The sequence below is a fragment of the Litorilinea aerophila genome, from assembly GCF_006569185.2.
GTDB lineage: Bacteria > Chloroflexota > Anaerolineae > Caldilineales > Caldilineaceae > Litorilinea > Litorilinea aerophila.
Window position 1 is genome coordinate 71,860 of record NZ_VIGC02000009.1, and the last position, 26,975, is coordinate 98,834.

The following is a 26,975-nucleotide window of genomic DNA, read 5'->3' on the forward strand; positions in this document are numbered from 1 at the left end:
ACAGCAGGCAGCGCTTCTGTACGGCCTCCCAGGAGGCCATTTCGACGGGCTTGGAACCATGACCGAGACGCCGTCCCTACTTGTCAAAGAAATCCACATTCGCTATGCTATTCCCCACAGCTGGCGCACCACCTGACGCCTCTCTCGCCCATTTCTCGCCAGATGGAACGCACCCGAATGAACCTTTTCCAGAACAGCTTTCTTCTTCATCCAGGACGATCAGGCCGCCCCCTGCTTCGTCCCCTGGTGATCTTCCTGCTGGTAGGCCTGCTGGGCGTGGGCACAGCCAGACAAGCGAGCGCCCAGCCCTCGCCGCCTACGCCGGAAGCCACCATCCACGTAGTCCAGGCGGGCGATACCCTGAGCCAGATCGCGGCCAACTACGGCATCCCCCTGGACCGGCTCATGGCCCTGAACGGCCTGGATGACCCGGACGCCATCTACGTGGGGCAGAAGCTCCGTCTGACGCCCAGCCTGGCTGCCGACATGGCCATCCCGCCCCCCATGGCTGAAGCGCCCGTCGGACCTGGGGAGGAAGCGAGCCGTCCGCCCATCGCCACCCTCAACCGGACCTACCAGGTCCAGGCGGGCGACACCCTGCACACCATCGCCCTGCGCGCCGGGGTGGACGAGGCAGCCCTGGCCCGGCTGAACGACCTCCCACTCGACAACCCTGGGCTGGCCATCGGCCAGATTTTGCTGCTGCCGGCCACGCCGGCAGACCTGCGGGAGGCACGGGAGGCCGGCTCCCGCCAGGCGGCAGCGGTGTACGTGGTCCAGGCGGGCGACACCCTGGGCGGCATCGCCCAGGCCCACGGCCTCTCCCTGGCCGACCTGCTGGCCGCCAACCGCATCGCGGCCCCCGACGCCATCTACGTGGGCCAGCAGTTGACCATCCCACCGCGGCCGGAGCCGGAGGCACCGCCCCCGGCCCCCCTGCGCCTGGGGCCGGCTCGCAACGGCTTTTTCTACTACACCGTCCGTCCCGGAGATACCCTCTCGGGGCTGGCCCGGGATTTCGACAGCACGGTGCTGGCTGTGCTGGAGTACAACGATCTGCCGGACGCGGAGACGGTGTACACCGGCCTGGAATTGCGCATCCCCTTCGGACCGCCGCCCCTCCCGCTGCGCCTGCCGCCGGTTCCCCTCTCCGGCACCCGCTTCCTGGTCAGCCTCAGTCGCCAGCAGTGCTGGCTGCTGCGGGGCGAAGCCGTGGCCTACAGTTGGCCGTGCAGCACCGGCTACGGCGCCTGGATCACCCGCACCGGCACCTTCCAGGTTCAGACCAAGTTGGAGATGGCCCAGAGCAATGCCTACCAGCTGGACATGCCCTACTGGCTGGGCATCTACGACGTGGGGAGCTACGAGAACGGCATCCACGGGCTGCCCGTCAGTTGGGAGACAGGGGAGAAGATCTGGGAGGGGCTCATCGGCCAGCCGGCTACCTTCGGCTGCGCCATGCTGACCGATGAAGACGCAGCCATCCTCTTCCAGAACGCCTACCTGGGCATGCCGGTCCACATCGTGCCATAAACCCAGACGAACCCGCCGAGCGAGACTGCGCACCCGCCGCCATCCCTTCACCGGCCTGCCTCTGGCGAAACCGTGCGGCCAGGGCTGCCATCCGCGCGGATTGGGAACAACGGGGACGTAGGGCGGGTCTCCGGCCCGCCGAACGGGGCCGGAACGACGGAGTACCGGCGTCCATGTGGGCCTGGCAACAGCGGCCCGCCGTGGCGGCCCGCCCCTACGAAAACCGGTGCCCACGTCGTAGGCGGTAGAGGCGAATCATGATTCGCCTCTACATATGGTGCACCCGCCGCCATCCCTTCACCAGCCTGCCTCTGGCGAAACCGTGCGGCCAGGGCTGCCATCCGCGCGGATTGGGAACAACGGGAACGTAGGGCGGGTCTCCGGCCCGCCGAACGGGGCCGGAACGACGGAGTACCGGCGTCTGTGTGGGCCTGGCAACAGCGGCCCGCCCCCACGAAAACCGGTGCCCCCGTCGTAGGCGGTAGAGGCGAATCATGATTCGCCTCTACATATGGCGCACCCGTCGCCATCCCTTCACCGGCCTGGATCTGGCGAAACCGTGCGGCCAGGGCTGCCACCCACGCGAATTGGGAACAACGGGAACGTAGGGCGGGTCTCCGGCCCGCCGAACGGGGCCAGCTCGACGGGGTACCGGCGTCCGTGTGGGCCTGGCAACAGCGGCCCGCCCCCACAAAAGCGGGCACCCGGCTTTTGGTGCGGCCTGCCAGGTACAGTACAATGAACCGGTTAGAAACAATGTGAGCCGGTTGAAATACCATCAAACGATTGAAAAGCACCGTTAAAAAGCACCATGGCCAACCACGAATCTGCCCGGCTCCAGGCCGGGAAGGTGCCACCCGAGCTGCTACACCAGCTGCTGGCCGGGCTGCCGACCCAGGATCCCGCGCTTCTGTTGGGGCCTGCCGTGGGCGAAGATGCCGCCGTGATCGATTTTGCTTCCCAATCCGACCAGCTGCTGGTGGCCAAGAGCGACCCCATCACCTTCGCCACCGACGAAATCGGCTACTACGCAGTCAACGTCTGCGCCAACGACCTGGCAGTGACCGGCGCCGTGCCTCGCTTTTACCTGCCCACGATCCTCCTGCCAGCGGGCCAGGCAGATCGGGAGCTGGCAGAGCGCATCTTCCAGCAGATTGGCGCGGCCTGCCGGCGCTTGAAGATCACCGTGGCCGGCGGCCATAGCGAGGTGACCCACACTGTCACCCAGCCCGTGGTGGCCGGCACCATGCTGGGCACCGTCCCCCGACAGCGCTTCGTGCGCAGCGGCGGCAGCCGCCCCGGCGACGTGGTCCTGCTGGCCGGCTCTGTCCCTGTGGAGGGCGCCAGCATCATCGCCCGGGAGATGCGCCCCATCCTGCTGGAACGGGGCTGGTCTCCCCAGGAGCTGGACCGGGCGGCCAACTTCCTCTTTGACCCGGGCATCAGCGTCCTGGTGCCCGCCCACTTCGCCGCCCAACAGGCCCTGGTCACTGCCATGCACGACCCGACGGAAGGTGGGGTGGTCACCGGCCTGCGAGAGCTGGCCATGGCCGCCGCGGTGGGCCTGGAGATCGACCTGGATGCCATCCCCGTGCCCGACCTGGCCCGGCGCCTGTGCGCCGAATTCGGCCTGGATCCCCTGGGCACCATCGCCTCGGGCGCGCTGCTGGCCACGGCCGGGCCAGAGCAGGTAGAAGCGCTGCTGGCAGGCTGGCAGGCCCAGGGGTGGCCGGCCGCAGTCATCGGCCGGGTGACGGCACCCGAGCAGGGGCTGATGGCCCGCCAGCGGGGTCGCCCCTGCCCCCTGCCCGATTTCCCGGTGGACGAGATCACCCGCCTCTGGGCGTGAGGCACGCCCCTGGGGGAAAGCCCCGTGCGTTGGCCATGGCATACACAATCCACAAGAGTGAGTCAATCGAACCCAGCACCATGAACATCACCTTCCGCCCTGTTCAGGATATCGAAGGTTGCTTCCATTTTCAGGAACTTCAGCGTCAGGTCTGGCATAGCGAGACCATCGACGTCGTCCCCAACCATGTGACCATGACCCTGATCAAAAATGGTGGCGTCCTGCTGGGGGCCTATGACCCGGCCGGCCCTGCCGAGACCGGGGGCATGGTGGGCGCGGCCCTCTGGTGGCTGGGCCTGGGCACCGATCCGGCCACCCCAGGTGCGCCGCCCCGTCTCAAGATCTGCAGCCACATGGTAGGGGTTCTCCCGGCCTGGCAGGGCAAAGGGGTGGGCCTGCGGCTGAAGCTGGCCCAGCGGGAGGCGGTGCTCCGCCAGGGCCTGACCGACTGGATCACCTGGACCTACGATCCGCTCTACCGGGTCAACGGCGTCTTCAACATCCACCGGTTGGGCGCCACCTGCCGCACCTATTTGCGCAACGTCTACGGCGAGCTGCGGGACGCCCTCAACGCGGGCGTGCCCAGCGACCGCTGTCAGGTGGACTGGCGCCTGAACAGCCCCTACGTGCTGCGGGAGGTGACCACCCCCCGGCAGCGACAGCCCTGGCCGGCGGACGCCCTGGCCGTGCTGCCCGTGGCCCAGGGGGAACATGGCCTGCCCCACCCGGTGGACGCGCCCCTGCCCCTGGACGGGCGGCCCCTGGCCGTGCCCATCCCCGAGGACATCGGCCTCATCCGGCGCACCGACGGCGAGCTCTCCATGGCCTGGCGCCTCTACCTGCGGCAGGTGCTGGAAGCCGCCTTCGCTGCCGGCTATGTCATGGTCGACTGCCTGCACCTGGAGTCCCACGGTTGGCGCTACATCCTGATCCACCAACCCGAATGACCACCACGCCACCCACTACTGCCTACTGTCTACCGTCTACCGCCTACCATCTACCACCTCCAACACCACCCAGGAGTGATGCCATGAAGATCGAACGAGTGGAATTGCGCAAAATCCGACTGCCCTACGTGACGCCCTTTGAGACCAGCGGCTGGCGCGAGGACGGCAGCTACGCGGTCATCGTGCGGGTCGATGCAGCCGGCATCACCGGCTGGGGGGAATCCCCCGTGGGCTCCAGCCCCTTTTACAACGAGGAGAATACCAACACCGTCTGGACCATCCAGCAGGACTTCCTGGTGCCCATGTTGCTCCAGGCCGACCTGCAGGGGCCGGAAGATGTGCCCCCGGCCTTCGCCCGGGTGCGGGGGAACCGCATGGCTAAGGCCGGGCTGGAATTTGCCGTCTGGGATCTCTTCGGCAAGCTCCAGGGGCGTAGCCTGAAGGAGATGCTGGGCGGGACCCGGGATCGGGTGCCGGTAGGGGTGAGCGTGGGCATCCAGAAGGACATCGACACCCTGATCCGGGTGGTGGGCAACTACCTGGAAGAGGGATACCGCCGCATCAAGCTGAAGATCCGGCCGGGCTGGGACATCGAGCCGACCCGGGCCGTGCGCAACACCTGGCCGGACCTGATGCTCCAGGTGGACGCCAACAGCATCTATCACCTGAGCGACGCCGAGCACCTGGCCCGGCTGGACGAGTTCAACCTGCTGCTCATCGAGCAGCCCCTGGAACACGACGACATTTTCGACCATGCCAAGCTCAAACCCCACCTGAAGACCCCCCTCTGTCTGGACGAGAGCATCGTCTCCCCTGCCCACGCCCGCTGGGCCATCGAGATGCAGGCATGTGACATCATCAACATCAAGCCCAGCCGCATCGGCGGTTTCGTGGACGCCAAGCGGATTCACGACATGGCCCAAGAGGCAGGCATGCCCGTCTGGCACGGTGGGATGCTGGAGACGGGCATCGGCCGGGCGGCCAACGTGGCCCTGGCCAGCCTGCCCAATTTCAGCCTGCCGGGCGACATCAGCGCCAATGCCCGCTACTTCGCCCGGGATATCGTCCACAATCCCTTCACCCTCAACGAGGACAGCACCCTCACCGTGCCCACGGCGCCCGGCTGCGGGGCCGAGGTGGATGAGGCGTACCTGGACGAGGTGACCGTGGAACGGTGGGAGATGCGGGCGTAAGATGAACGTGTCGGAACAGGGTGTTCCGGGCCCGGGGCAGCGCCGCCACCAGGTCATCCCCCGCACCCTCATCTTCCTGACCAGCGTCAACCCGACCACCGGTGGCCGAGAGGTGCTCCTGCTCAAAGGGGCGCCCACCAAACGCCTGTGGGCCAACCGCTACAACGGCCTGGGCGGCCACGTGGAGGCGGACGAGGATATCCACAGCGCGGCCCGACGAGAGCTGCGGGAAGAGGCAGGAATCCAGGTGGACAGGCTGACCCTGCGGGGCATCGTCCACATCCAGACCAGCACGGACGAGCAGGCGCCCCGGCCCGGCGTGCTGGTCTTTGTCTTTCATGGCGTCAGCCCCAGCCGGGAGGTGCAGACCACGGACGAAGGCACGCCTGAATGGATTCCCGTGAATGCGCTGGGAAGCTATCCCCTGGTGGACGACCTGTACGAGCTCATCCCCCGCGCCCTGCGCCCGGGCCCCATCTTCTTCGGCCACTACCGCCCCCTGGCCGACGGCACCATGGCCTATGCATTCACCGAAGGCGGAGACGATCCGGGGTGAAAGGGAAAAGCACAGCGCTGAGGTGGAGTCTCTCTGTCTCCTCGGGGGTGCTGGCAACTGGTCACTATCTTTTCTTTTGTCCGGATTGGGTGCAACACGTGCGTAGGGCGGGTCTCTGGCCGCCGTGGGTGGCTGGTTCGACAGCGGGCGGGCACGGCGGCCCGCCCCTACGGGAATGGGCGCCCTTCCGGGCGCCACCGTGCGGCCGGAGACCGCACCTACGACAGGAGCCGCCATCCGCACAGATCGGACGCCACGGATATGGGGGGCGGCTGTGAAATCGATGGGGCGGATCTGCAAAGATAGCTGTACCTACGTGCGCACCAGCTCCCAGGCCAGGTGCTGAATTTCTGGCAGGAGTAGCTTTTCCATGGCCAGGCGCACGGCGTTGGGTGAGCCGGGCGTGCTGACCACGATGCGGTCCCGGTAGACGCCCGCCGTGGCCCGGCTCAGCATGGCCGCGGCGCCGACCTCCTGGTAGCTCAACATGCGGAAGAGCTCACCGAAGCCGGGCAAGGTCTTCTCCAGCCGGCGGCTGAGGACGTCGAAGGTACGGTCACGGCGGCTGATGCCGGTGCCGCCGTTGAAGATGATCACCCGGGCCAGGCCGGCGGCGAAGTCGTCCAGCGCCTGCTCCACCTGGTCGGGCTCGTCTCGAACGATGCGGTAGTCCACCACCACGTGGCCGGCCGCCTCGGCCAATTCCCGGATCAGGCGACCGCTGACGTCGGTTTCCGGGGTCCGGGTGTCGCTGACGGTGACGATGGCAATGGGGACACTCCCCTGGCTTTCCGCCTGCTGGCGGTGTACGTTGACGCCCATCAGTACAGCTCCTCTGGTTGAATCAAGTAGGATTGCCGAGGCCCGGGCACGGTGCCCAGGCGATAGAACTCATCCACACACGCCACCTGGCCGCGAAAGCGGCCATCCAGGGTGGTCACGCCGACGGTGACCCGGGGCCAGTTCCCGGCCAGCCATCCCGGCGCTTCCCGATAGTTGAGACCGACGGCGCCATTGCGGTGCAGCACCACCTGGAAGGTCACCAGATAGGCCGATGCCCCCGGCGGAACAGAGCCCACGGCCGCAGGCACCCGTTCATACTCGATCACAAACTTGTCGGCTGCGGCGGAGAAGGTGGAGACGGTACCGCCGGCGCCGGGATCCAGGTCGGCCCACCAGCCGTAGATGGCGTGGGGCGGCGCGGTCCGGTTGATCAGGCAGCCGTTGGGCAGGCCCACGCCCGGCAACTCCTCTCCCAGAGAGACTACCCCATTGGAATAAAGCCGGGCCGTCTGGTAGGTCCGGCTTCGCAGGGTCAGAGAGAAGGGCAGGGAAATCCCCACGCTGCTGTTGTCCGTCAGGCCGTAGACCGTCCGGGTGCCCGGCAGGGGCGTTTCCCACCGGAAGCTCACCCCCGCGGCGGCGTCCTGTCCCCCGGCCACCAGGGGCAGGTAAACCTGACTGCCCGTCCCCGCGGCATAGACCGTCAGCCGGGCCTCCACCGTCCGGCTGACGCGCGCCCCATCGGGGCGGGTGCCCCGCAGCCGCAGGGTGCCCACGTAGATGCCCGGCGACAGCCCGGTGGGGGAGAGCACCACGGTCAGCGGCAAGGGCTGGCCATACTGGACGGTGCCGGTGAGGGTGCCGGTCGTGGTGGGAACGCCGCCGGGCCTGGCAATGGCCAGCCAGTGGGGGTCGGCTGAAACGCTGGCCTCCCACGGGATGGAGATGGCGCTAGGGTTCTCGATGTGCAGGGTCACCGAGATGGGTGCGGCATCGGACGGGGCCAGGTGGCGGAGCTGGGAAGTGTCGGCCAGCAGGTCCGGCAAGAGGGTGCGACGGACGGCGGCGTGGGCGTCCAGCCGGCCGCTCCCCACCTGTTCCGCGGTCCCATCCAGGGGCCAGGCGCTCTCGTTCAAGATGGCCCGCACATCGGCTGCTGTCAAGCCAGGTCGCAGCCCCCACGCCAACGCCGCCACACCGCTGACCAGGCCGGTGGCCATGCTGGTGCCCGAGGCTCGACAGTAGGCGCCGCCATCCACCACCATGTAGCCCAGGGCACACTTGCTGGCGGCCACCACCTGGGAGGACCAGGTACTGCGGATGGCGCTGTTGGTATCACCGCCTGGTGCCGCGATCTCCACTGCCAGGCCCGTGTTGCTGTAGTACTCCCGCCGATCGAAATAGTCCGTGGCAGCCACAGCCATCACCTCCGGATAGGCAGCCGGATAGCGGACGGCTGTGCCCTGGTTGCCCGCGGCTGCCACCAGGAGCACCCCCTTTCCCCAGGCGTATTGGACCGCGCTCCGCAGGACGGGGTGATCTGTCTCGGTGTCCAGGCTGAGATTGATGACCCGGGCGCCGGCGTCTGTGGCATCCCGGATGGCCTGGGCCACGTTGGCGATGGTCCCGCTCAGGCGGCCGCAGGCGTCCGTCTGGAGCACCTTGCGCGGGTCGATGAGGGCGTTGGGCGCCAGGCCGGCGATCCCCTTGCCGTTGTGGGTGGTGGCGGCGATGAGGCCGGCCACGTGGGTGCCGTGGCCATCCAGGTCCGCGGCGGAGAGGGTGGGCGAGATGTAGTTGCGGCCTGCCAACAGCCGCCCCACCAGGTCCGGATGGCTGTAATCCACGCCGGTATCGATCACCGCCACCTGCACCGACGTCAGGCTGGCGTGGGTCTCGCTGAAGATGGCCTGCCAGGCCCGGCTGGCGTTCAGGCGCTGGAGGTACCACTGCTCACCGGCGTACAGGGGATCGTCCACCGGATACGGCACTTCAGGCTGGCTCTGGCGGCTGTCCGCAGCGAAGACCAGCCAGTTGGGCGTGGCAAAGTAGACATCCGGCTGGCGCTGGAGCTGTTGAATCACGGCCCATTCCTGGCCCACGGGCACCTGCAGCCGGTAGGCATGGGCGGCCGTGTCCGCAAGGGCGGCCGTGCCCTCTCCCGTGCTCAGCGACAGGATCTCCAGCACCGGCAGGGAGCCAGCGTCCGACTGCAGGGCCGCCCCTTCCACGCGGGACGCCATGCCCACCAGAATCTCGCCCGGGGCAAAGTCTGGAAGCTGGCAGGTGGCTGCCGGGGCCACTGCCTGGCCGGGTGCAGCCTCCTGGGCCAGGGCCGGGAGACTCCATAGCCCCAGGGTCAGAAGACAAGAGAAGAGAGCAGCCCCCAGCAGGGCCGTCCAGGAGACGGGGTTGACGGGTACTAGGCCGGATGTGGACAAGGGTTTCGCTCCTCCCTGTGGGTCAAAGGCGGGCAGGACCTAGTAAATCCCGGCAGAAATTCGCCGATGGTTCCCACTAGAGGTAGGGCCGCCGAATTTCTGCCGTGGTATTTACGCCAGACTGTACTAGGAGCCGTTGCCGTCCGCGGCGACAGGCCACCCGGTCTCGGCCATCTCTGCATCCAGTTGGTCGAAGAAGGCCACCATGAAGGCATGGCGCCGGGCGCCCATGCGACGCGCCGTTTCGGTATGCAGGGTATCCAACACAGCCCGCAGCTTGTAGACGAACTCGTGCACCGGCGTGTAGTCGGCGCCCTGGGGCCTGCGCGGGAAGTCGGGCGCCTGGGTCCAGGGTTCCGTCCACAGCCGGGCCCCATGGGCGCCTGCGAAGGCGAATGCCCGCCCCACGCCGATGGCGCCGATGCTGTCCAGCTTGTCGGCATCGTAGAGACATTGGGCCTCCAGCGTTTCGGGCTGTCGGGTTTGATCCCGAAAACGGTGGGCCTCGATGGCATGAACGACCTGACGCACCTGCCCGGTTCCCAATCCCCGGGCTGCCAGAAAGTCGCCGGCAAAGCGGGCAGCCCGAAGGTGATGGGCCAGGCGAGCGTCCGCCGGCCCGTCGTCGACCACGGGCACGTCATGGAGCAGGGCCGCCAGGCGGACGACGGTCACATCGGCACCCTCGGCCCGGGCGATCTGTTCGGCCAGGCGGGTCACCCGGAGCACATGGTCGAAATCGTGGGCGGCGTCCCCCTGCACGTACAGGGCACGGGCTTCTTCCTCGGTCAGGTAGACGGATGACATGGTGCAGAAAACTCCTCACGAAACTTGTGGCTCGACGGGGCAGATGTCAAGCGGTCGGCATGGGGGCAGGAAATCCGCCTGAAGGCTTCCCCATCCTGGAAATACCCACCTGTTGATGCCCACGCCTGGAAAGCAAACAAAAAGGGCGAGTATCAGTGACCCGCCCGGATGCAAATACGGCTGTCTGGTGCGCCTTGCCGGTTCCCCTCAGACATCGCCCGGCGAAGGTCGGGCCTGGACCAGCTCCTCGGCGGTGGCCTTTCTGGCGCTGTTCCCCCGCAGCCACAGGTAGCCGCCGGGCAGGCTGACCAGGTAGCCGATGAACTGCTGGAGCAGGCCCACAGCCACGCCCAACCCATAGCCCTGGCCGATGAGTTGAAAGAGGCCGGCAAAGGAGAGCTGCCGCACCCCCAGCCCGCCGGGCGAGAGGGGGACGGCCAACAGGGCAAAGACGATGATGGGGTTGATGGCCAGCACTTCCAGCAGGCTGACCTGCCCGGGGTGGATGGCCCGGGCGATGAGCCAGATGTTGATGCTGGTAAGCACCACGATGGCCGCGCTACCCAGGCCGGTCAGGGCCAGGGCCCGGGGATGGTGGCGGTAGACGTTGAAGGCTTGGGCCAGCTTCTGCCACACGGGCATGGTGTAGGTGGCCAGGGGCAGGCGTGACAGCAGCCGTTCTGCCAGGCGCTTCAGCCGACGGCTGAGCAGGGCAGCCACCGCCGCCAGCAGAAGCAGGGTGAAGCCCAGGCTCCCCACGGCGGCAAAGCGCAGAAAGAGGAGCCCCTGGGCGGTCAACGGGGTGCCGTCGGGCTTTCCCCACAGCAACATGGCGGATGAAGCCAGGGCCGCCGCGGCCATGAAGACGATCAGGCCCAGGAAACGGTCGATGAGGACGCTGGCCGCGGCATCCGCGGTGCGCCGGGTGTCGTGGGCCAGGGCGTACCCCCGCATCACGTCGCCGCCCACCTGCGCGGGCAGGAAATTGTTGAAGAACTCGGCCACCCACTGGTAGTGCAGAAGGCGGGGCACAGGCACCCGGATCTCGGCAGCCCGGAGCAGCACACCCCACTTCAGCGCGCTGATGGCCACCGCGCCGGCGTAACAACTGGCGCCGGCCAGCAGCAGCCACTTATTCGCCTGCACCATGCGCTCCCACAGCAGGCCGGGATCTTCCAGCCGGGCAAACAGCAGGTAGAGCAGGCCCAGTCCAACAGCCAGCTTCAACAGGCTGAACAGGTGTTCCCGGTATGATCTCACTGTTTCAACCGGCCTGGGGAAACCGCTGGCACAGCCTTCTTGGGCGGCTCCACCATGACCCCCTTGGGCATGTGCTCGCGGGCAGACTTCACGTTCTGCTTCTGGGTCCAGGCCATGTCCCAGACCACGTGCCGCTCCCGACGGATGGCAAAGTCGTACCAGCCCAGGAGCCGGCTCCACCCCTCCAACACGGCCAGCAGGAAGAGCAGCCAGAGCAGCTGGATGACGCCCCACACTTCCTTGAGGGCCACCCGCAACACCCGGCGATTCTGGATGCTGCTGACCGCATAGCCATATTTGTGCTTCAAATAGAGGTGGCCCGCGTGGTTCCGCCGGCGCTGGCGCACAAAGTCGCTGATGGTGGTGGGCCCGGTGTTGTAGACCACCGCATCGGGGGCATATTTGACCAGCATGCCGTGGCGGACCACCAGCGCCTCCACGAAGGCTTCATCCATGGCCACGTCGGGCGGGATGCGGTCGAAGACCTTGCGGAAGGCGATCATCTCGCCCAGGCGGGGAATCTCCAGGCAGAGCTCATGCTCCAGACGCAGGCGCAGATGGCTGAGCAGGCCCACGATGTGATCCGGCGTGTTCACCGCCACCTTCTGGGCGCCCACCATGCCCACGTTGGGATCCTCGAACATCCGCACCAGGTGCTCCACCGCGTACTCGTCGGGAATGGTGTCGCCACTTTCCAGGACGCAGATGTCGCTGGAGGCGGCGGCCAGGAAGAGGTTCACGGCGCTGGTCTTGCCCTCCCGCCGCTCCTGCTCGATGAGCTTGATGCGGGGGTCGCGCGCCATGAACTCCCGGACGATGGGCACCGTGCGGTCGGTGCAGGCGCTGGCCACCACGATGATCTCCGCAATCTCCACCCGGTGGAGGTGCTGATCCAGCAGGGCGGTCAGCAGGTTGCCGATGTTCTCCTCCTCGTTGTAGGCCGTGACACCGACGCTACAGACGAGCTTCTCCTGGGCAGGCATAGACATAACATGATTCCTTCACAAAAAACGGATAATGCAGCCGATGGATTTGCCGTTTGCCGGGCTGTTGGCCGGGCGCTACGAGCCCTCGTCGATCAGCTTGACCACGGTCACGCCGTCGCCACCCTCGCCCAGATCGCCGGCACGAAATTCCCCGACAACCGGGTGCTCCCGCAGCATGGCCCGTACGGCATCCCGCAGGGCGCCGGTCCCCTTGCCGTGGATGATGCGCACCCAGGGCAACCGGGCCAGGTAGGCGCTGTCCAGATAGCGGTCCAGCTTCTCCAGCCCCTCCTCAACCCGCTCCCCGCGCATGTCGAACTCCATGCCCGGGCTCTCGTGGACGGCACCGGCCTGAACTCGGACTTTGGGGGCCGGGGCGCTCTCCCGCACGGCCTTCTGGCGCAGCTCCAGGCGCTTCATGGGCAGCTTCAGCCGGAAATTGCCCAGCTGGACCTCCGCCTCGTCGGCCCGGGGGTTGACGGAGAGGACTTCGCCGCTGGCCTGGAGGCTGGGCACCCATACCCGGTCGCCTACCTCGATGGGGCCGGCCAGCCGCTCTTCGGCGTTGCCCGGGACGATGACCTGGGGGTCGACTTCGCCGTGGCTGCGCTGGCGAGTGCTCAGCGTCTGCTGGGCCCGGGCCAGGAACTCCTGGTGCGCGCCCCCCAGGGAACCGCCCTGGGCCAGCCGGCGGCGGATCTGCTCCACTTCCTGGCGTACTTCCTCCAGCTCCGCCTGCATCTGGGCCCGGGTCTCGGCGATGACGCTGCGGCGGGCCTCTTCGATCTGGGCTAGCTGGTAGCGCAGGTCGGCCTCCAGGGCCTGGATCTGGCGTTCCCGTTCCCGAGCCCGTTCGCTGGCCTGGAGAGCCTCCTGCCGGGCCCGCTTGATGTCATCCAGCAGGGCTTCAGCCTGCAGGGCGTCTGGCCGCACCATGGTCTCGGCCCGGTCCACGATGACCGGGTTGAGCCCCAGCCGCCGGGCGATGGTCAAGGCGTTGGATCGGCCGGGCAGGCCGATGCTCAGCTCGTAGGTGGGGCTGAGGGTCTCGACGTCGAACTCCACCGAAGCGTTGCGCACCCCCGGCGTGTTGTGGGCGTACAGCTTCAGGTCGCTGTAGTGGGTGGTGGCAAAGGTGGTGATGCCCCGATCGCGCAGGTTGTCCAGCAAGGCCATGGCCAGGGCCGAGCCCTCATCCGGGTCGGTGCCGGCCCCCACTTCATCCAGGAGGACCAGGCTGCGGGGGTCGGCCTCCTCCAGGATCTCGATGATGTGGGTCATGTGGCTGCTGAAGGTGCTCAGATTCTGTTCGATGCTCTGTTCGTCGCCGATATCGGCGTAGATGCCTTCGAAGACGCTGAGCTTGCTGCCCGGCTCCACGGGCAACATCAGGCCAGACTGGGCCATCAGGGCCAGCAGCCCCACCGTCTTCAGGGTAACCGTCTTGCCGCCGGTGTTGGGGCCGGTGATGACGATGATGTAGGTTTCATCGTCCAGGTAGACGTCGATGGGCACCACCCGCTCCGGATCCAGCAGGGGGTGCCGGGCGCGACGCAGGTCGATCACCGAGCCCGGATGCTGGAATTCCACCTGGCCATCGTCGCCCGCTTCTGCCACCGGACGCCACGGCACCATCTCCGGCACGGTGGCCTCCAGGGCGAAGGCATAGCGGGCCCGGGCGAAGATGAAGTCCAGCTCGGCCAGGATCTGGAAATTCCGCCGCAGGTAGATGGCTTCGTCCGCGATGAGCTCGGTCAGCTCGGTGAGGATGCGGCGGATCTCCTTTTCCTCCTGGAGCTCCAGTTCCCGCACCGCGTTGTTCTGCTGGACCACCTTCAGGGGCTCGATGAAGAGGGTGGCGCCGCTGGAGGACTGGTCGTGGACGATGCCCTCCACCTGCCCCTTGTACTCGGCCCGGACCGGGATCACGTAGCGGCCCTGGCGCTGGGTCACCAGCGCGTCCTGGAGATAGGGGCGGATATCCGGGCTGTGGACCAGCCGATCCAGGGTGCTGAGGAGCCGCTCCTGGGCGACCCGCAGCTCCTGGCGAATGCGGGCCAGCGCTTCGCTGGCCTGGTCCATCACTTCGCCCCGGTCGTTGATGCAGCGCCCGATCTCGGCGATCACGTGGTCGCAGGGCTCGATGTTGTAGGCCAGGTCGGCCAGCCGGGGGAAGCTCTGCTCCAGGTGGAGGAGCATGTTGCGCAGGCTCCGGGCCCGCTGGAGGGTGCTCCGGATCTCCACCAAATCCTGGGCGAAGAGCATGGCGTGGCGCTCCGCCTTGTCCAGGAAAGGGCGAATGTCCCGCACGCCGCCGAAGCTGACGTCGGCCTTCTGTTCCAGCAGCCGATGGGCCTCGGCCGTCTGGGCCAGCCACTCCCGCACGGTGTCCAGGTCGTCGCTGGGCAACATGGCCTGGACCAGCTCCACACCGCCGCTGAAGGCGCAGTGTTGGGCCAGCCGTTCCTGGATTTTATCGTATTCCAACACGCGAAGGGTTCGCGGATTCATGGCACAATCGATGGCCTGCCAGGCAGGCCCTTACCTCCACGGCCATCCCCGTTGACGCCGGGTCGGCCTACATCCAAACGCACATGAAAACAGTGCGAGGGGACAAATTCCCCCTGCCGCGCCTGATCATATCACAGCGTTTGGGCATCCACCAAAGCATTCCCAGGGTAAGGGGCTCACGACCGGGTGGCGTAGCCCAGCCGACGCAGCATGTTCTCCCGCCGGCGCCACTTCTCCCACACCTTCACCCACAGCTCCAGGTAGACCCGGGTGCCCAACAGCTCCTCGATCTCCCGGCGGGCCTCCTGGCCGATGCGCCGGATCATGCGGCCGCCTTCCCCCAGGACGATGCCCTTCTGGCTGGGGCGCTCCACATAAATGACGGCCGAAATGTAGGTCAGGTTCTCGCTGCGGGGCACGAATTCGTCCACCACCACCGCGATGCTGTGGGGCACTTCCTGCTGGAGCAGGTGCAGGGCCCGCTCTCGGATGAGCTCGGCCACGATGAAGCGGGTCTGCAAATCGGTGACCTGATCCGCCGGGTAATATCGGGGCCCCAGGGGCAGGAGCTCCCGCAACAGCGCCACCAGCTCGTCCACGCCGGCGCCGGTCAGGGCGCTGAGGGCCACCCGCCGCAGGGGTTCTTCGCCCTGGGCCAGCCAGGGCAACAGCGACGCGTACGCGTCCAGGCGAACGGCCAGCGCGCCCTCGTCGCCCTGGAACAGGTCCAGCTTGTTGCCGCCCAGCACCAGGGGCGGCAGGGTGCCCTTCTGTTGCAGCTGATGGAGCAACGTCCCGATCTGCTGGTCCTCCTCGGTCGGCGGCACGTTGATATCCACCAGCCAGAGAACCACGTCGGCATCTTCGATGGTTTCGGTGGCCACGGTGACCATGTACTCGCCCAGCTTGTGCCGGGGCTGATGGATGCCGGGGGTGTCCAGAAAGATGATCTGGGTGTCTTCCCGGGTCAAGATGCCCAGGACCTGATCCCGGGTGGTCTGGGGCTTGGGGCTGGTGATGGCGATCTTCTGCCCCAGGAGCCGGTTGAACAGGGTGGATTTGCCCACGTTGGGCCGGCCGATGACAGCCACAAAACCGCTGCGATGGTCTGCGGGCAGTTGCGCTACGTCCAGCAGGGTCGACTCACCGTCCACGATGCTCCCCTTTCATTGACCCAAACATCAGCGGTAGGGCGACGGCGGCTTGGGCAGGTTCAGCTGAATGGTGCCGGTGGCCTCGGTGTTGGTGCGCATGCGCCAGCCAAAGGTCGCGCTCAGATACCGCATGTACGGATCCGGATTCAAGACCTGCTCGATCATGTAGGTGGAGCCGGTCAGCAGGATGATGTCGTTCTCCCCCCGCATGGACCTGGCGATCTCCAGCGCCTGACGGGGCTCAGAAATGACCAGGATGGGCGTGTCCCCGGTGATCGCCTCCAGCTCGCTGCGGACTTTGTTGGGATCCTGGCCTTTGTAGGAGGCGCCGGTGATGATGATGGCCCGGGCCACTCGGGCCAGGGCGCCAAAGACCTCGGTGGGGATGCGGTGGCCGGAGATGCCCATGACCAGGATCTTCTGCTGGTGCTCAAACTTGCGCTGGATCTCGCCAGCCAGGGCCCGGATCTTCTCCGCATTGTGGGCGATGTCCGCGTAGATGCCCTCCTCCACCTTCCAGAAGCGCCCCAGCAGCCGCGCGTCGATGAAGCGCCGCAGGATCTGGTCCGGGTGCGCCTGGGGACAGAGATGGCGGACCACGGCAAAGCTCAGGGCCGCGTTCCACTGCTGGTAGTCGGCGCTCAGGAGGGATTCCTCCGGGATGGAGCCGCCGCAAAGCTCGGTGGCCCGCTCCGCCAGGGCGTAGACCTCCTGGCGGCCGATCACCGTCAGGGGGGCGCCCACGTCCTCACAGACGGCCTGGATGATCTCCAGGTTGGCCGGGTCGGCATCGCTGGTGAAGAAAGGCACCCCCGGCCGGGCGATGCCGGCCTTGTCCAGGACCCGCTGCCACTGTTCCCGCCCCAGGATGTGGGCATGGTCGCTGCCCACGTTGGTGAGGACCGTGGCCTCCACGTCCAGGGCCCGGGTCTGGTCGTAGCGGCCGCCCACACCGGTCTCGATGGCGGCCCACTCCACCTGATGCTCCTCGAAGAGGGCCAGCGCCATCAGGATGGAAACCTCGTGAAAGGTGTGGACGTGGTGGGGGTTGCGCAGGGCCAGGCGCACGCAGTGGGGCTGGATGCGCTGTTGCCAGATCCGGGTCACGTCTTGCCGGCTCACGAACTCGCCGTCGATGCTGAATCGCTCCCGGTAGTCGAACAGGTGAGGGCTCATGAAGGCGCCGGCCCGGCCGACCACGCCGCATCCCAGCTCCAGAAAACGGCAGGTGGAGCCCTTGCCGCCGGTGCCGGCCACGTGGATCAGCCGGGTGGGATGGCCGTTGGGCCACAGGGCGCGGATGGATTCCCGCAGCAGTTCCAGCCGGGCCAGCTTGGCGGTGGACCACTCGGCATGGTAGATCTGGTCGACCGTGTTGTAGTAGGGAAAATCAGGTTGTTCCACAGGGTTATCGTCCTGGTTGAATGTCCAAAACCTCTTGGGTTAACGTCGCTTCAATCCGTGCCCGCTCGGCCTGGATGGCCTCCTGCACCGCGGGCACCAGTTCCTCCACGGCCACGGGCCGGGTTTCGCCGTTGCGCCGCAGCTTCAACTCCACCAGGCCTTCGGCCAGCCCCCGGGCGCCCACAGTCAGCCGGATGGGGATGCCCAGCAGGTCGGCGTCGTTAAACTTCACGCCGGCCCGCTCGTCCCGGTCGTCGTAGAGCACCTCCACCCCGGCGCCGATCAACGCTTCGTAGAACCGGTCTGCCGCCTCGACCACCTGGGGCGTCCGCCCGGTGAAGAGACTCACCAGGGCGACCTGATAGGGCGCGACGGTGATGGGCCAGATGATGCCGTACTCGTCGTGGTTTTGCTCGATGATGCTGGCCAGGAGCCGCCCGGAACCGATGCCATAGGAGCCCATGACCAGGGGCCGGGCGTTGCCCTCCTCGTCCAGGTAGGTGGCGCCCATGGCCTCGCTGTATCGGGTGCCCAGCTTGAAGATGTTGCCCACTTCGATGCCCCGGGCGGCACGCAGGGGGCTGCCACAGCGGATACAACCATGCCCTTCGGCCGCGGCCACGATGTCCGTCACCACATGGGCCTGGTAATCCCGGTCAAAGTTCACATGGCGGAAGTGGTAGTCGGGCCGATTGGCGCCGGCCACCAGGTTGGGTGACCGGGCCACCAGGTCATCCACCACCACCAGGGCCTGGCTGCGGTCGACGCCCACCGGGGAGCCGTAGCCCGGCTCGGCGCCGATGGCCCGGATCTCCTGGTGGGTGGCCGGCCGAAGCCGGCGCGCGCCCACGGCGTTGGCCAGCTTGGTTTCGTTCAGCTCCATGTCGCCCCGCACCACGGCAAAGACGAACTGTTCGCGGGGTTCGCCGGACCCGTCTTCCTGCATCTCGGCCACCAGGAAGATGGCTTTGGCCGTCTCCGCTTCCGGGATGCCCAGATAACGAGCCAAGCCGGCGATGGTGTCCACCCCCGGCGTGTGGACTTCCTCTCGGGGTAGGGGGGACGCCTGGGGCGGCTCCGGCTTGCGGAAGCGGGCGATCTGGCGGTTGGCCCGGTAGCCACAGGCATCGCAGAGGAGCAGGGTATCCTCGCCCACGGGGGTCAGGGCCATAAACTCGTGGGCCATGCTGCCGCCCATCATGCCGGTGTCGCTCTCCACGGCCATCACATCCAGGCCACAGCGCCGGAAAATGTTAAAGTACGCCTGGTAGATCCGGGGGTAAAAGGCGTCCAGGCCGGCCTGATCCCGGTCGAAGGAGTAAGCGTCCTTCATGGTGAACTCCCGCACCCGGATCAGGCCGCCCCGGGGCCGGGGCTCGTCGCGAAACTTGGTCTGGATCTGGTAGAGCAGCAGGGGGAGCTGTCGATAGCTGCGCACCACCTGCTGGACCAGTTCGGCCATGGCCTCTTCGTGGGTCATGGCCAGGCAGTAGGCCCGGCCGTTGCGGTCGGTGAAGCGGGCCATATCGTCGCCGATCTGGTACCAGCGGCCGCTGCGCTGCCAGAGCTCGGCCGGATGGACCAGGGGCAGGCTCACCTCCTGGCCGCCGATGGCGTCCATCTCCTCCCGCATGATGGCCTCGATCTTGGCCTTTACCCGCTGCCCCAGGGGCAGGAAGTCGAAGATGCCGGCCGCGAGCTGATGCACCAGGCCGGCCCGCAGCAGCAGGCGATGGCTGGCGCTCTCGGCGTCGGCAGGAACTTCCCGCAGGGTTCGGAAAAACAGTCGTGACATGCGCATGGCGTCAGGCGTCCGTCCGTTCGGTGTCTGTGTCTGCCAGCAAGTGGGCCACCCTCTCCTTCAGCTCGGCGTAGTCGCACAGGCCGACCTGGCGGTGCACCTCCACACCCCGGCGGAAAAAGAGCAGGGTGGGCAGGCCCATCACCTGGTACCGGGCCGGCGTCTCGGGATTTTCGTCCACGTCCAGGGCGGCCACGGCCAGCTGCTGGCCGAAGTCGGCCGCCAGGAAGTCCACGTAGGCGGCCATGATGGTGCAGGGCTGGCACCACTCGGCCCAGAAGTCCACCACCAGGAGCCGCTCTTCCCCGGCCAGGGCCGCGGCGAAATCGGCGTCGGTGAGGATCCGGGGCTCGGGCGGGCGAGTTGACGGCTCGGCAGGTGGCGCTTCCTGGACCGCGGGCCGGCGGGCCAGGCGCTTCCAGAGGCGGCCCATCATGGCCGCTCCTCCTGGCCGCCGGCGTGGTCTCGTTCCCGGCGGCCCAACCTGGCCAGGCGATCCCGCAGGTCTCCGCCGGCCGTCCAGACCACCTGGGCCGCCTGTTCGCCCAGGCGTCGGGGGTTCAGGTCGGGCAGCAACTGGGGCATCTCGAGCCTGCGCAGGGAATCCACCAGGTGACGCCGCCGGCTGCGGGCGCCCTCCTTCAGGCCGTCCACCAGCTCTTCCAGCCAGGTGACTATCTTGCGCTCATCGACGCCGGTGATGGCCCGCAGGCTCTCCTCCCAGGAGGGCATGGCCTCTGGCCCCAGGGAGAAGTAGGCGTGGGCCCGGCGGCCGATGACGTAGGTGGTGACCGCGTTGATGGCGCCGGCGGCGAGGGCCCCCACGATGGGGAGCGCCTTGACGGCGGAGCGGCTGGCCAGCCGTTCTGCCACGCCTTCGGCCACCCGGCGGCCAGCCTGTCCCACCAGGCGCTCCCCGCCCAGGCTGATGCCCGTGATGAGCATGATGACATTGCGCAGGCGTTCGGGCGGCAGGTCATGGCCGTACAGGGCGGCGATCTCCAGGGCCAGCTCGGTCTGCATGCGCAGGGTGATGCCGATGTCGGCCGCCGTGCCCAGGGTCAAGGTGGCCAGGGTTCCCAGCCCGGGCACCGCCGAAGCGCCGGCAGTCAGCAGGCCCACGCCGGCCGTCTGGAGGCTCTTCTGTTTGATGAGCTGCTCCACCAGGGCTTCCGGCGTGGCGTCCGGGTATGTCTGGCGCAGGGTCTGGACCCGTTCCCGGGCGGCCTCTGGGCTGGCGCTGTTGATGATGCGGGTGGCCTGGTAGGTCCAGTGTTCTACCAGATCTTTACCGCGGCCCCGCCGGGTGCCGGCCTGGCTGGATGTATCCATGGCTTGCTTGCTCCCTTTCCCAATGCCGGGGGGCTTATCCCGTTCCCGGCTCCGGCCTGCTCTCTCGAATTTCAAAGTCGTGGGTGATCTGGGCGACGCCGGAGAGGGTGGCATGGACGCCGCAGTACTTTTCAATGCTCAGGTTGATGGCCCGCTCCACCTTGGCGGGATCCAGCCCCCGACCGGTGATCACGTAGTGCATGTGGATGGTCTTCCAGGGCCGGGGCCACTCCTCGCCCCGCTGGCCATCCAGGAGCACTTCCACATCTTCCACAGGTTGCCGCTGCTTTTGGAGGATGTTGATCACATCCACCATGGAGCAGCCGCCCAGCCCCAGCAGCAACATCTGCATGGGGCTCACCCCTGGACCTTCCCCCCCACCGGACATGAGGGCTGCCCGTCCGTTGGCGTCAATGCCCAGGTATGTCTTGTCTTCGATCCACTTGACCCGCGCGGTGCCAGGCATGCTTGCTCCTTGTTGAACTGAATGGTGAACTGAATGTTGAAACTGAATTGCACTCTCTTCTCTAGAGAAACCCCAGCCTTGGGCCGATGATTGAAATCATCGGCTGGCACATCCCATGAATGTTGGCCTGTGAATGTTGGCCTGCCCTGATTTGTGATGAACTCCGGCTCCTGAATCTTCACCCTCGGCTGGTCGCGGCGTCCATTCTAACCGGGCCTTCAATACTCCGTCAATCCACGCCGCAATCAATTTGTGCTATACTTAGCCTACTACCGATTCGCCGTACAATCATGGGTGCTTCGGACGGACAGCTCCCCCCAGATCGGCGTCCAGGGCCAGCACCTTCGTTCATCTCCAGGGCGCGCCGTGGAAGTACCGTGCCCTGGAAAACAGTACGTTGTCCTGTCCGGTATTGTTCCCGTGCCAGGCCACCCCATGTTGTGGTCCATATCGATGTCGATATCAGGATCATCATGGTCGAAATCGTAGACTTCAGGCCGATACGGGATGGTTTCAATTGACCAAGGAGGGCGCCATGAGCAATCCACCACGCTGGCTTGAACATTACGAACCCGGCGTTCCAGCCACCATCGAGATCCCGTCTATCCCCCTCTACCAGTTGCTCGTGGAGAGCGCGTTCCGCTTTCCCAACCATGTGGCCGTGAAGATGGTCCTGAAGTACCTCCCCCTGGGCCTGGCCATCCAGTCGGCCTACACCTATCGGCAGCTTCACGAGCTGAGTGACCGCTTTGCCGCAGCCCTCCATGGCCTGGGCATCCAGCCGGGGGAGCGGGTGGCGCTGATGTTGCCCAATTTGCCCCAGTACGTGGTCGCCTACTTTGGCGCCCTGAAAGCCGGCGCCATCATCGTCAACGTCAACCCCACCTACACGCCCCGGGAGCTCCAGCATCAGCTGGCCGACAGCGGTGCGCGGGCCATCGTCATGCTGAGCGGCTTCTACCAGCGCCTGGCCCAGATCCGGGAGCAGACCCAGGTGGAGCAGGTGATCCTGACCGACGTCTCCGACACCCTGAGCTGGCCCTTCCGCCATCTGGCCGGCCGGCAGTTGCGGGCCAAAGGCCTGATCGCCGACGTCCCGCCTGCCCCCCACATCCACCGCCTGGACGAGCTGCTCCAGCGCCACGAGGCCACGCCGCCCACCATCCAAAGCAACCCGGACGATGTGATCCTCCTCCAGTACACGGGCGGCACCACCGGTGTGCCCAAAGCGGCCATGCTGACCAACCGTAACCTGGTCAGCAATGTGCATCAACTCCTCCCCTGGTTTACCCGGCTCGAGCCCGGCAATGAGCGGGTGTTGGGCGCCCTGCCTTTCTTCCACGTCTACGGCATGACGGTGGGTATGCTGTTCGCCGTCGCGACCGGCGGCACCCTGGTCATCGTGCCGGACCCCCGGGACACCCAGCACATCCTGGAGGTGATCCACCGGGAGAAGATCAGCATCTACCCGGGCGTACCGGCCATGTACACCGCCATCAACAACCATCCCCGGGTCAAAGAGTACGACCTGCGGTCGGTTAAAGCGTGCCTCAGCGGCGGCGCTGCCCTGCCGGTGGAAGTGGCCACCCGCTTCGAGGAGATCACCCAGGGGCGCCTGGTGGAAGGCTATGGCCTGAGTGAATCCTCGCCGGTGGCCGCGGCCAACCCCATCTACGGCCAGCGACGGGTGGGCTCCATCGGGCTGCCCATCCCCAGCACAGCCATCCACGTGGTTTCTCTGGAGCCGGATGAGACAGGGGACTATCGGGTTCTGGGGCCGGGAGAAGAGGGGGAACTGGTCATTGAAGGGCCCCAGGTGATGAAGGGGTACTGGAATCGCCCCGATGAAACGGCCCTGGTCATCGACCGCCGGGGTTGGCTCCACACGGGCGACATCGGCAAGATGGACGAGGACGGCTACTTCTACATCGTGGATCGCAAGAAGGACCTGATCATCGCCAGCGGCTACAACGTGGTCCCCCGGGAAGTGGAAGAGGTCCTCTTCATGCACCCCAAGGTGCTGGAGGCAGCCGTCGCCGGCATCCCCGATCCCAAGCGGGGTGAAACGGTCAAGGCCTACGTGGTGCTAAAGCCGGGCGAAAGCGCCACCGAAGACGAGATCCGGGCCTTCTGCCGGGAGAATCTGGCCCCCTACAAGGTGCCCACCCAGGTGGAGTTCCGCAGCGAGCTGCCCAAAAGCCAGGTGGGGAAGGTGTTGCGTCGCCTCCTGGTGGAAGAAGAGCGGCAGAAACAGGCCGCTCAAAAAGCCGCCCAGTCAGCCAATCCGTCGGAAGATGGGCAGGGACGGAAGGTGGCGACGAAATAGCCACGCCAGCCCCGCGCCCAGCAGGAAACCGGCGAAGACATCGCCCACGTAGTGGATGCCCAGCCGCACCCGGCTCCAGCCGATGAGCGCAGCCAGTGGCCACGCCAGACGCCCCCAGCCCGGCAATAGCGAGCTGGCCCATACGCTGATGGTCCCCAGGCGTGCTGCGTGGCCACTGGGGAAGCTGTGAATGTCCGGCCCCCGGCCATACATCAGCCGGGCTACGCCGGGCCGCGGGCGGCGGATGTGGTGTTTGATCCAGAGGGTGAGCCCGGCGGTGGCCAACATGTTGACCACCCAGGCAGCCAGCATCCAGCGCCGGTTGACGCCGTCGGCAGCGGAATCGCCCCCGGTGTTCCACCGCCGCCAGAGGAGCCAGGCCACCAGCCCCCAGAGCCATCCATCCCCCATGTGGGCACAGAGTCGGGCAAACCAATAGCCCGCTGGCCGGGTGGCCGGCTCCCGGCGCAGGGCCCAGCGATAGCTGAGGGCCACATCCCAGTGATGGAGATGCCAGCGCAGGGCCCGCAACAGCTCAACCATGGGCAGCCCCTCCGGCAGCCTGTTGCCCACGGCTGCGCAGATAGGCCTCCACCTGGGCCAGGTGATGGGGTTTATCCACGTCCATGCCCGCTTCGGCAAAGGGCAGGATGACCGGCTGTCCCTGCAACCCCAACACCCGGTCGGCCACGCCGATGAGATCGGCCATGCTCAGACGCCGCAGCAAGAACTTGAGCAGAACCCGCGGCCCCAGCAGCCGCAACTGGGAGAGGACATTCTTGCGCCGTTCCACCAGCTCCCGGATCAGCGCCTGCTGGCGCAGGGCTGCCTCGATGCGCCCCAGGAAAAGATCCCCATTGCAAAACTGTCCCTCCACCAGGCGCAGGTAGGTGCGCCGGCTGTGGGGGAAGGTTCGCTCCAGCACCTGCTTCTCCACAATTCCCCAATAGGCATCCTTGTCCAGGGGTTGACAGGCGTTCACAAACCAGCGCACCATCTCCCCGGTGAGCAAAGGCACATCCGCCGAGACCAGCAGCGCGTGGCGGCGGGGGTCCTGACGGCCCGCCAGATGCTGGAAACCGGCCGCTGCGTTGGCAAAGATGGAGCCCCGGTTGGGGAGGTAGTCCACCGGCAGGTCGAACTCCAGGCCGGCCGTGGGCTCCATCCCCACGATGACCCCGGACGTCACACAGCCGCTGTCGGCCAGGGCCTGCAGGACGTACCCGATCATGGGTCTGCCGGCCACGGGCAGCAGGACCTTGTGGGGCTCCCCGCGTCCCTGGGTCAAGGGGTGGGGACGGTCCGGGTCATAGCCGGCCAGGATGATGGCATCAAAGGTGGTCTGCGGCGGGGTTTGCACGGGCAAACGTTCCTTCTGCTGGGTGGGCAGGGAAAGGACCCAAAGGCTCAAACAGGGGCGACGCTATCACGCGCCGCCCCCTGTGGGTTGCTGCTCTATTCATGTACCGACCTGGTACCGACCTGGCAGGCTCTGGCGCGCTTGTCGGCCGGAGCTAACCGGGGCTGCGGTCGATGGCCATCCGCAACTGATACTCTTCCGCCATCAGCCGCTCCAGTTCCCCTTCCAGCCGGGCCACCCGGCGCTGCTGGCCGCGGCCCACCTGGGCCCACAGGGCTTCCAGCTCCCGCTGCAGGCGCTCGATCTGGCGTCGCACCTCCTGTTTGCGGGCAATGAGCTGATAGCGGTCAGCCATGGTCAGCCGGGTCCCTATCTGTCGTCATCCTGGCGGATGAAGGGCTCCTGGGAGAAGTCCCGGGGTTCCCGGGGTTTGTAGAGCAAGTAGGCCAGCCCCACACTGATGAAATAGAGGACCAGCAGCGGCCCCATGACAATGGTCATGTTGACCGGATCGATGGTGGGGGTGATGGCGGCGGCAATGATGGCCACGATCACGATGGCATGGCGCCAGAAGCCCAGCAAGGACGGGCCGCTGACGATGCCGGCCCGGGCCAGAAAGGCCATCACCAGGGGCGTCTCAAAGGAGACCCCGATCCAGAAGACCACCCGGGTGATGAAACTGATGTAACGGTCGATGGTCCAGTCCTGGCGGATCACATCGCCCAGGAAATTCTGCAAGAAGCCCACCGCGGCGGGCATGAGCACAAAGTAGGCGAAAGCGATGCCGGTGACGAAAAGGAGCATCACCCCGGGCAGGATCATGAGCAGCATACGCCGCTCGTGGGGGTAGAGGCCTGGGGCCACAAAAGCTACGATCTGGTAGACGATGATGGGCATGGCCAGGGCCGCCCCCACCGTGAAGCTGACTTTGAAGAAGATGCCGATGGTGTCCGTGGGGCCGATGGCCTGGGGTTTGACCCCGTAACGTCCCAGGGGCTCGGTGATGAACTGGATAATGGGCGTGACGAAGATCATGGCCACCAGGGTGCCCAAGATCAGCCCGCCCACGATCCACATCAGGCGTACCCGCAACTCCTGGAGATGCTCCAGGAGGGTCATGCTACTTTCTTCGATGGGATCGAGAACCTGCTCGCTCATCCTTCAACCTCAGCCTGGCCAGATTTCCCGTTCACACTAATGGAAGGCGTTCCGGCTGCCGGCCGCTTGGGCGCGACCACATCCGGCTCTGCTTCGGCCTCGACTTCGGCGGATGGGTCGCTTTCAGCCGAAGGGGACGGGCTCTTCGTTTCCGCCGTTGGTTGTGGCTGGCCCGCGGGAGCCGGCTCAGGCGGTTCAGGTCCGTCCGCTGCTGGTGCTGGCGCTTCCTCCGCCGGGGCAGCCTCGGGATCCGGGGCAACTTCTGGGGAAGACGCCTGGGCAGCCATCCCACGCTCCAACTCGGGCGGGAGGATGCGGTTGTCCGCCGACGCGGCGGTGGGCTCGCCAGCGGCCGATGGGGCGTCCGAGGCGTTCACCGGTTCCTCACCGGCCTCCGCCCGGGCCTGGATGGCAGGGTCCGCTTGGGGCTGGTCCGTGGCTACTGGGGGCATCTCCTGGGCAACTGGCGCCGCCAGGTCACCCTCTTTCTTGGGCTGATCCGTGGCCGGGCGCGCTTCAGAAGCCGGGGCAGAGGCAGCCTCTGCCGGCGCCGCCTCTCCGTCCTTCTTCACATTTTGATTGGCACCCGTTTGATTGGCACCCGTTTGATTCACGTCCTTCTTCGAAGCGGCCGCCGGGGTGCCATCCCCCCGGCCGTTGGCCTTCCCGTCCACGGCCGGGCTGACACTACCTTGACTGCCTGCCGTGGCGGCTGTGCCGGCCTTGGCCCCTGTGGCTGGCGTGGCTTTAGCCCCTGCGGCTGTGGACGCTTTGCCGGCGGGGACTGGCTTGTCCTTGGGTGCGGCCTTGGTGCTTCCCTGGCCGGCCTCCTTCTGGGCGCCCTTGGGTTGGCCCTTCTGGACCTCTGCGTCCGCTTCCAGCTGGTCGCCCAATTCTTTCAAGATCCGCTGGGGGTTGATATCCTCCAGGGCCTTGAACTCTTCGCTGAACTGGCTGGAAAGTTCCTGACTCAAATTGCGGATGTACCGCAGCCACTTCATCACCTCCCGGATGGTGCCCGGTAGACGTTCCGGCCCCAGGAAGATCAGGGCCAGGATGGCGATGAAGAAGAGCTCCGTGATGCCGATTCCAAAGAAGCTGTCCATAG

At 66.7% G+C, this 26,975-nt stretch carries 23 protein-coding genes; 6 read left to right on the forward strand and 17 right to left on the reverse strand.

Going from position 1 to position 26,975, the window contains the following annotated elements; genetic code table 11:
- Positions 1-177: 177 nt before the first annotated feature.
- The 5 genes from FKZ61_RS08675 (at position 178) to FKZ61_RS08695 (ending at position 6,078) form a co-directional block, all read left to right on the forward strand.
- Positions 178-1,533 (forward strand): LysM peptidoglycan-binding domain-containing protein, encoded by a 1,356-nt coding sequence (locus tag FKZ61_RS08675; RefSeq protein WP_170199455.1) that lies wholly within the window; start codon positions 178-180, stop codon positions 1,531-1,533.
- Positions 1,534-2,344: 811 nt separating this feature from the next.
- Complete coding sequence (locus FKZ61_RS08680) at positions 2,345-3,382, forward strand: AIR synthase family protein (protein WP_141609692.1); 1,038 nt, start codon at positions 2,345-2,347, stop codon at positions 3,380-3,382.
- Between the two features lie 80 nt (positions 3,383-3,462).
- The gene (locus tag FKZ61_RS08685) at positions 3,463-4,329 is read left to right on the forward strand and encodes a hypothetical protein (protein ID WP_141609693.1); all 867 of its coding nucleotides are present in this window, start codon (positions 3,463-3,465) and stop codon (positions 4,327-4,329) included.
- A gap of 83 nt (positions 4,330-4,412) precedes the next feature.
- On the forward strand, positions 4,413-5,522 hold the full coding sequence (gene menC / locus FKZ61_RS08690) for an o-succinylbenzoate synthase (RefSeq protein WP_141609694.1): 1,110 nt from the start codon (positions 4,413-4,415) through the stop codon (positions 5,520-5,522).
- Position 5,523: 1 nt separating this feature from the next.
- Positions 5,524-6,078, forward strand: coding sequence for an NUDIX hydrolase (locus tag FKZ61_RS08695; RefSeq protein ID WP_141609695.1), 555 nt, complete (start codon positions 5,524-5,526; stop codon positions 6,076-6,078).
- Positions 6,079-6,390: 312 nt separating this feature from the next.
- On the opposite strand, the gene FKZ61_RS08700 is transcribed toward FKZ61_RS08695, so the two are convergent.
- The 12 genes from FKZ61_RS08700 to FKZ61_RS08755 all read right to left on the reverse strand — a co-directional run bounded on the left by FKZ61_RS08700 (position 6,391) and on the right by FKZ61_RS08755 (position 21,023).
- Complete coding sequence (locus FKZ61_RS08700) at positions 6,391-6,900, reverse strand: MogA/MoaB family molybdenum cofactor biosynthesis protein (RefSeq protein WP_141609696.1); 510 nt, start codon at positions 6,898-6,900, stop codon at positions 6,391-6,393.
- Positions 6,900-9,302, reverse strand: coding sequence for a S8 family serine peptidase (locus FKZ61_RS08705; RefSeq protein ID WP_141609697.1), 2,403 nt, complete (start codon positions 9,300-9,302; stop codon positions 6,900-6,902). Before FKZ61_RS08705 ends, FKZ61_RS08700 begins: the two co-directional genes overlap by 1 nt.
- A 126-nt stretch (positions 9,303-9,428) precedes the next feature.
- Complete coding sequence (locus FKZ61_RS08710; RefSeq protein ID WP_141609698.1) at positions 9,429-10,109, reverse strand: HD domain-containing protein; 681 nt, start codon at positions 10,107-10,109, stop codon at positions 9,429-9,431.
- A 207-nt stretch (positions 10,110-10,316) separates the two neighbouring features.
- Entirely contained in the window at positions 10,317-11,369 is a 1,053-nt protein-coding gene (locus FKZ61_RS08715; RefSeq protein ID WP_170199457.1) for a lysylphosphatidylglycerol synthase transmembrane domain-containing protein, read from the reverse strand.
- Complete coding sequence (locus FKZ61_RS08720) at positions 11,366-12,358, reverse strand: glycosyltransferase (RefSeq protein WP_141609700.1); 993 nt, start codon at positions 12,356-12,358, stop codon at positions 11,366-11,368. Before FKZ61_RS08720 ends, FKZ61_RS08715 begins: the two co-directional genes overlap by 4 nt.
- Positions 12,359-12,430: 72 nt before the next feature.
- The gene (locus tag FKZ61_RS08725) at positions 12,431-14,866 is read right to left on the reverse strand and encodes an endonuclease MutS2 (RefSeq protein WP_141609701.1); all 2,436 of its coding nucleotides are present in this window, start codon (positions 14,864-14,866) and stop codon (positions 12,431-12,433) included.
- A 176-nt stretch (positions 14,867-15,042) separates the two neighbouring features.
- On the reverse strand, positions 15,043-15,984 hold the full coding sequence (gene era, locus FKZ61_RS08730) for a GTPase Era (RefSeq protein ID WP_170199489.1): 942 nt from the start codon (positions 15,982-15,984) through the stop codon (positions 15,043-15,045).
- A 63-nt stretch (positions 15,985-16,047) separates the two neighbouring features.
- Entirely contained in the window at positions 16,048-17,424 is a 1,377-nt protein-coding gene (locus tag FKZ61_RS08735) for a bifunctional folylpolyglutamate synthase/dihydrofolate synthase (RefSeq protein ID WP_141609703.1), read from the reverse strand.
- Between the two features lie 4 nt (positions 17,425-17,428).
- Positions 17,429-19,219: a proline--tRNA ligase gene (locus FKZ61_RS08740; RefSeq protein ID WP_141609806.1), complete on the reverse strand. Its 1,791-nt coding sequence runs from the start codon at positions 19,217-19,219 to the stop codon at positions 17,429-17,431.
- 10 nt (positions 19,220-19,229) lie between these two features.
- Complete coding sequence (locus FKZ61_RS08745; protein WP_211358480.1) at positions 19,230-19,661, reverse strand: thioredoxin family protein; 432 nt, start codon at positions 19,659-19,661, stop codon at positions 19,230-19,232.
- Positions 19,658-20,557 (reverse strand): hypothetical protein, encoded by a 900-nt coding sequence (locus FKZ61_RS08750; RefSeq protein WP_141609704.1) that lies wholly within the window; start codon positions 20,555-20,557, stop codon positions 19,658-19,660. Before FKZ61_RS08750 ends, FKZ61_RS08745 begins: the two co-directional genes overlap by 4 nt.
- 34 nt (positions 20,558-20,591) lie before the next feature.
- Entirely contained in the window at positions 20,592-21,023 is a 432-nt protein-coding gene (locus FKZ61_RS08755) for an OsmC family protein (RefSeq protein ID WP_141609705.1), read from the reverse strand.
- Positions 21,024-21,558: 535 nt separating this feature from the next.
- On the opposite strand from FKZ61_RS08755, the gene FKZ61_RS08760 reads away from it, so the two are divergent.
- Positions 21,559-23,349 (forward strand): long-chain-fatty-acid--CoA ligase, encoded by a 1,791-nt coding sequence (locus FKZ61_RS08760; RefSeq protein WP_141609706.1) that lies wholly within the window; start codon positions 21,559-21,561, stop codon positions 23,347-23,349.
- On the opposite strand, the gene FKZ61_RS08765 is transcribed toward FKZ61_RS08760, so the two are convergent.
- From FKZ61_RS08765 to tatB, 5 genes are all read right to left on the reverse strand, one after another.
- Positions 23,299-23,892 (reverse strand): phosphatase PAP2 family protein, encoded by a 594-nt coding sequence (locus FKZ61_RS08765; RefSeq protein ID WP_141609707.1) that lies wholly within the window; start codon positions 23,890-23,892, stop codon positions 23,299-23,301. The two genes, FKZ61_RS08760 and FKZ61_RS08765, sit on opposite strands and share 51 nt — an antisense overlap.
- Positions 23,885-24,709: an NTP transferase domain-containing protein gene (locus tag FKZ61_RS08770; protein WP_170199459.1), complete on the reverse strand. Its 825-nt coding sequence runs from the start codon at positions 24,707-24,709 to the stop codon at positions 23,885-23,887. The genes FKZ61_RS08765 and FKZ61_RS08770 overlap by 8 nt, the downstream gene beginning before the upstream one ends.
- 154 nt (positions 24,710-24,863) lie before the next feature.
- Positions 24,864-25,064: a hypothetical protein gene (locus FKZ61_RS08775; protein WP_141609709.1), complete on the reverse strand. Its 201-nt coding sequence runs from the start codon at positions 25,062-25,064 to the stop codon at positions 24,864-24,866.
- A gap of 14 nt (positions 25,065-25,078) precedes the next feature.
- The gene (gene tatC, locus FKZ61_RS08780; RefSeq protein WP_141609710.1) at positions 25,079-25,867 is read right to left on the reverse strand and encodes a twin-arginine translocase subunit TatC; all 789 of its coding nucleotides are present in this window, start codon (positions 25,865-25,867) and stop codon (positions 25,079-25,081) included.
- Positions 25,864-26,973: a Sec-independent protein translocase protein TatB gene (gene tatB / locus FKZ61_RS08785; protein ID WP_141609711.1), complete on the reverse strand. Its 1,110-nt coding sequence runs from the start codon at positions 26,971-26,973 to the stop codon at positions 25,864-25,866. Before tatB ends, tatC begins: the two co-directional genes overlap by 4 nt.
- Between the last annotated feature and the right edge of the window lie 2 nt (positions 26,974-26,975).